The following is a 5,279-nucleotide window of genomic DNA, read 5'->3' as shown; positions in this document are numbered from 1 at the left end:
CCGTCCCTCGGTTTTAAGGGTTTATCTCACGTATACTCAGTCATTCGCAGGATTTCTCACGTTGGAATGCAGTGGTCCGTAGGAAATAGAGCTTTTTTACCCGTAAACTTTGTGTTGTGGGCATGCCGAAATAGAAGAAACGAACGCTTTGGAACATTTCCCCAATTATACTCTGCTGCACGTATCCTCCACAATAACCCTGGAAGTTTACCATCCCACGGCTCTACGGGTCCCTGCCCTAACATTCCTTCGTTACACTTATCCAAGGTGTGGAGACCGATAGCGTTTAGCGGATGGGGCAAAGCCCTTATCGGATACGAACTCGGTCCTCCGTGCTTTCTTTTTCTGAAATCCTGCGAATGACTCAATTCACGTTTTAATAAATCTTACGCAGCTTGAGTGTAATTATGGATCGTTTTTTCAGGAGTGAACGACTCATCACGCTGAACCATACCGACTAGAACCCGCGCCAACTTCCCAAGCAGTTTAAACACCGACTGCTGTTTACTCATATGCTTTATTTGGACATTTTCTTCATGCAACTGTCGGAAAACAGCATTGATCCCCACCAATGTAAGAGTAGCCAGATACAAATATTTCCGCAGTTTGGCATCTCCTCTTTTCGAGATTACGATTTCCCCTTTTCGTTTTCCCGACATGCTTTCAGCGAGGTTTAACCCAGCCCTTCGTAGTAATTGTCGTCCATGGGCATACTGTTTTAGATCACCTGCACCTGACAGAATGGCTGCAATATAGATTGGCCCCAGCCCTTTAAGAGATCTTAGCTGGCTTGCTATAGGAATCTCATCGAGTACGGTTGCAATGTCTTTTTCAATTTGTTCTAATATATCGACGATGCGCTCGTACTCGTCTATTAAGCGTTGGAGATCCTGCTTTGCATCCTCGAGTGCCGTTGTATCCCCCACACTCTTGCTAGCGTGAGAGATGAGTTCGGCAGCTTTCTGAATACCAGTTGAACCACCAGCTCGCTTCATATGGTTTCTCCAACGTGTAATTACATCCGCTGTCGATTGATCTTTAAGTTCTAGCGGGGAAGGAAATTCTTTGAGGGTCGCTATTGATCGTGGACAGGTCCAATGTTTAAATACCGTCGTATATTCAGGGAAACGCATATCAAGCCAGCGGATAATTCGATTCTGCAGCCGAACGCTATTCGTGACCCAAAATTCGCGATCGCTCATAATGGTACGTATTCTTTGGAAATTGGTTGCCTGGCGTGTGTAATCATAGTAGTAGCCGCGACTAACAACGTCTGCAATGACAAGTGCATCCTTCGGATCACTCTTAGAAGGGCTGTTATCGCGATTTTCCTTGTTTCGCTTCGTAGTTGCGGGATTTACTAGGACAACATTTATACCTTTGTCATCAAGCCAATTGGCTAAGTTATACCAATAGTGGCCTGTGGGCTCCATTCCGATTATAAGACTCTTTAATCGGTGTTTCTGTTGTAATCCGTCGATCCACCGTTGTAATTTCTCGAAGCCTTCAATGGTGTTTTTGAAAGAAAGATGCCTACTAGAAAGTACGATCCCACGAAAGTTCGTAGCTTGGGCTACGTGGACTTCCTTCGCCATATCAATTCCTACAACAAGATGGGAAGTGGTAATTCGTTCTATCCGTTGATTTTGTCCGTCTGATTGCTTAAACTTCATAATAAGAGCGCCTCCTTGATGGTGTTGGGTTTTGAACCCGTGGACAAACCCATCATACCGAGGCGCTCCTTTTTTGACAAAGCCCAATTCTTAGGCTATACAGGAATGTTTAGCGTAATGATCTTGCCGAACGGCCCAAAGCTTAAATACGGTGTTATAAATGTCCCCGTCTTCGAAGATTCGGTTCCGTTTCATGTAGCTTCGCTTTTTAAAATCTGAATATCTTTGGCTATTACCCATCCATTAAAACCATACGAAGAGTAAATTACATAGTATTTATACTGCTCTTTAATTAACTTTTCCCTTAGTTCACTTATAGTTTTATAATACGCTGGCCAACAATACGGCTTATGTTTTTCAAGGATTTCAATATTCCCCTCAATAAATTGATCTATTTCATGATTATCAATATCTAAAAGAATACTTCCATGTAAATGATCTTCAAATAAATGTGCCATAACTTCAGTAAATCTAATCTTAACTTCAATTTCTCTATATTCTGTATTTATAACAATATAATGATCTTTCAAATTGACTTCATAGGAAACCACTTCATTATCATGTACTGAAATCATAATAAATCTTCTCCTTTTAGTCTTGCGGGGAATTCTTATAACGTCTTTTTCGCGAACTTCGTAGTTCGGCAAAATGATTGAACTATCCTGCCCTTAGGTTAGGGCTGCTGCCGCGGCGGCAAACTATTCCTGGATTGATTAACTAACGTTTCCAGTTAGTTCAATCGTATATCTTGTTAAGTTGGGAATAATATTGATTTTCATCGAATGTCATAATAGGTATATCATCAACTTAAAATCATCTTCGCGTGATTCTCCATGCTGTTCTCCTACTTTCCAATAAAATTTAATCCATAATATTCTAGAAGAATATACCCATTCCCTTTAAGATAACTGCCGGTTAGCTTAATAAAAATGTTTAAATGAAAAAGATACAACCTCTCTTTTCGTTGAGATTGTGCCTTTTTTTCTGTCCAATTACTCGGACAGACATCATTAATATCGAACTAAGGTCCACCGTTAATTTAGCTGCCAATCAGAGACAAATACCAAATGCCTAAATGTTATGATGCTAACATATTCATTACATTTTATAACTTTCTGATTTCGATCTCATGGCATAGTACAGAAATTTCCGTCTCAGTTCCTTCCATACTTAATAATTGCAAATGTTCAATTTTGCTTTTTCCAGATAAATTTTTCTCATGTATACTCGTGACACGAACGTCACAAACAAAATAAGGAAGAAAAGTATCATCATCCGAATCAAATGAAGTATCCATTTTAAACGATACAATATTTTTACAAAGTACTTCGCCGCAATATTTTGCACTGCCATTGGAATCAATAAATTCAAAAGTAATATCATTTTTCGAATTAACAAAATTCATAATATCTATACTGACGTTAGAGAATATAATACTCAATGTCCCATCTCCTTAAGAATCTAGACATCTTAAGTTCCTATATTGCCGAAACTAGAAAAAGGTTTCAAGAAGAACATTGCCAGCTATTATGTAAACGGCTGCCGCTGTGATTTATTCAGCTATCGTGTCCCGTTAGTTTAATCTAAAATACTTCAACAAGTGTAAATGCAACCGCCCTAAATCAGCTCCATACAAATGTTACTCATTACCTTCAGGTATTAAGTAAAGAGTTCCGTCCTCTTGATAATATACTAGTCCTGATGTATTAAATTTAATGTTTCTTATAGCAGACTCTAAGTCAATTTCACCTAAGTTAAATCCTAGAAAATCTATTTTCGTATCCATTTCAATTTTAAATTTATCAGGATAAATATTAGAATTCATTGCTCTCCAGGTAACATGCAAGTCTCCATTTTTATAATTTAAAAATTGATGCTCAAAAGCATATAGGCAACATAACCTCTCCCCAGGTAACATAGTATTATTACTTAATCTAGAGCCTTCTTCAATAATTATTTTTGAAGTTAAAATTTCTTTAATGCAAGTAATTCCCCACTCAAATCTTTCAAGATAAAGTCTTGGTTTTGTGCTAATTCCATCGAAATAGGTGGTGCCACAATCTATGTTTATGTACCATTCTATAACTCCATCGTTATTCATAACACCTGATAATGTCGCATCTAAAACTTCAATTTCTTTTGAATTTATTATGTTCATTGTGTCATTCCTTTTCCTGATTTTAGCCTACTTTTATTAAGTACCCTATTCATATTCTATGATACTCTAATTTGGATGTAAGGACTCCATTAAACTGCCCGTTAGCTGAACAGCCTGTCGGATCGCGCCGGCAGGCTGTTTAATCAAAGTAACGTTTTTCGTTAGCGTAGTGATAAAGCCAGCTTTATTCGTAGATAGCATCTGTGGTCGAGCCGTCTTCGTATAAATTGTTCACATGAATCCATTTATCTTTTGTGTACCACATTGCAATTCTTTCAACCTTGTCTTCGTTAGACCAATAAATGAAAATCTGAGCTTTAATGTCTCCTTGTTCAAGACCCTTAACGTCAATTTTGTTTAAATCATCGTATTTATAACTTTGGATAGGCGATATATCATATCTCCAAACCGCTTGTTGGGAATCATCATTCGTTCGTTCTACGCTCGGTTCGCCTAAAAGACCTTTTACATAATTTCTGTCCACTCCGTTAGATATGCGGTATTGGACCAGCCAAATCAGTTTTGTTACTTCGTCAACGTTGGTTTGCTCATTCATAATCGAAATCACTTTGTCTTTGTCTGCATACCTTATTCCAAGACCCAAGCTTTCTGCTACAAAACGTACAGGTACGTAAGCATGACCGTTATAGTTCAATACCGTATATTCACTGCCGATCTCTTTGTTTTGTCCATTCACTTCGAATTTCGCAGGAAACAAATACGCTTGAATTGTGTCTGCGGCATATACAGCAGTTGTAGCTGTTAAACAAACTCCGCAAATTAGACCTAAAACAAACTTTTTCAAAATTCATCACTTCCTTTGTTTAAACTATACTTATAGACGGAGTGAACGGATAGAAAGTTTTACCATTTATTTATTTTTCTTCAATCCTATTGCCGCATTATCCTGCCCGTTACTTTCATGAATCAGGGAGCAGCACCTTGGTGGTCTGCTCCCTTCTCTGGGTTCAACTATCGTGTCCCGTTAGTTGAATTGTAATAAGGTAATTTCCTCACTTAGAGTAACCTTTGGATCCGAAATCTGGTACCTTTAACGATTTCCTCAACGATTTCCTCTGGCCGCTTGCGGTCGGCGTCCAGCAGGAATGGCTCATTAGTCAGTGACGCCATCAACTTATTCCGAAGGAAGAGCGAACGTTGGATATACTGTGCATCTCCTCGCTGACTGAGTCGAGCGGCGAGGGTTTCCGGTTCCGCATGCAGCACAACATAATAGAGTGTCGCGTCGAGATCCGACAGTTGGTCATAGAACCCTTGCAGCTCGTCTTCAACTACGAAATCGATAACAACATTTAGCCCATGCCTAAGCAAATTTCGAGTCACTGCAGTGATATTAAGCCAAGCTAGTTTCAGTCGTTCCTCCCAAGGCGGTTCGTTCTCCCCTCGGTATACATGAAGTAGAAGATCGCCCTCAATCAACGCGCATT

General features: G+C 39.2%; 6 protein-coding genes. All 6 read right to left on the bottom strand.

The features are described 5' to 3' along the window. Positions 1 to 386: 386 nt before the first annotated feature. Positions 387 to 1,673 (bottom strand): IS110 family RNA-guided transposase, encoded by a 1,287-nt coding sequence (locus tag O9139_RS22205; RefSeq protein WP_270877637.1) that lies wholly within the window; start codon positions 1,671 to 1,673, stop codon positions 387 to 389. Between the two features lie 191 nt (positions 1,674 to 1,864). Beyond that, positions 1,865 to 2,248, bottom strand: a complete 384-nt coding sequence (locus O9139_RS22200) for a hypothetical protein (RefSeq protein ID WP_270881613.1) — start codon at positions 2,246 to 2,248, stop codon at positions 1,865 to 1,867. A gap of 530 nt (positions 2,249 to 2,778) precedes the next feature. Continuing rightward, complete coding sequence (locus tag O9139_RS22195) at positions 2,779 to 3,114, bottom strand: hypothetical protein (RefSeq protein ID WP_270881612.1); 336 nt, start codon at positions 3,112 to 3,114, stop codon at positions 2,779 to 2,781. Positions 3,115 to 3,312: 198 nt separating this feature from the next. Continuing rightward, on the bottom strand, positions 3,313 to 3,831 hold the full coding sequence (locus tag O9139_RS22190; RefSeq protein ID WP_270881611.1) for a hypothetical protein: 519 nt from the start codon (positions 3,829 to 3,831) through the stop codon (positions 3,313 to 3,315). A gap of 184 nt (positions 3,832 to 4,015) precedes the next feature. Next, a complete protein-coding gene (locus O9139_RS22185) occupies positions 4,016 to 4,636 on the bottom strand; it encodes a stalk domain-containing protein (protein WP_270881610.1) in 621 nt (206 codons plus the stop codon). Positions 4,637 to 4,848: 212 nt separating this feature from the next. Next, a partial coding sequence (locus tag O9139_RS22180) for an AAA family ATPase (RefSeq protein ID WP_270880863.1) occupies positions 4,849 to 5,279 on the bottom strand: 431 nt, incomplete at its 5' end.

The organism is Paenibacillus aestuarii, assembly GCF_027789125.1.
GTDB classification, from domain to species: domain Bacteria; phylum Bacillota; class Bacilli; order Paenibacillales; family NBRC-103111; genus Paenibacillus_E; species Paenibacillus_E aestuarii.
Note: the sequence above shows the minus strand (reverse complement) of the source record. Positions and strands in the feature narration are given on the sequence as shown.

What these genes read in the sequence shown, in the direction of transcription:
- O9139_RS22205 (WP_270877637.1), bottom strand. Translation starts at nt 1,673, where the DNA reads ATGAAGTTTAAGCAATCAGACGGACAAAATCAACGGATAGAACGAATT.
- O9139_RS22200 (WP_270881613.1), bottom strand. Translation starts at nt 2,248, where the DNA reads ATGATTTCAGTACATGATAATGAAGTGGTTTCCTATGAAGTCAATTTG.
- O9139_RS22190 (WP_270881611.1), bottom strand. Translation starts at nt 3,831, where the DNA reads ATGAACATAATAAATTCAAAAGAAATTGAAGTTTTAGATGCGACATTA.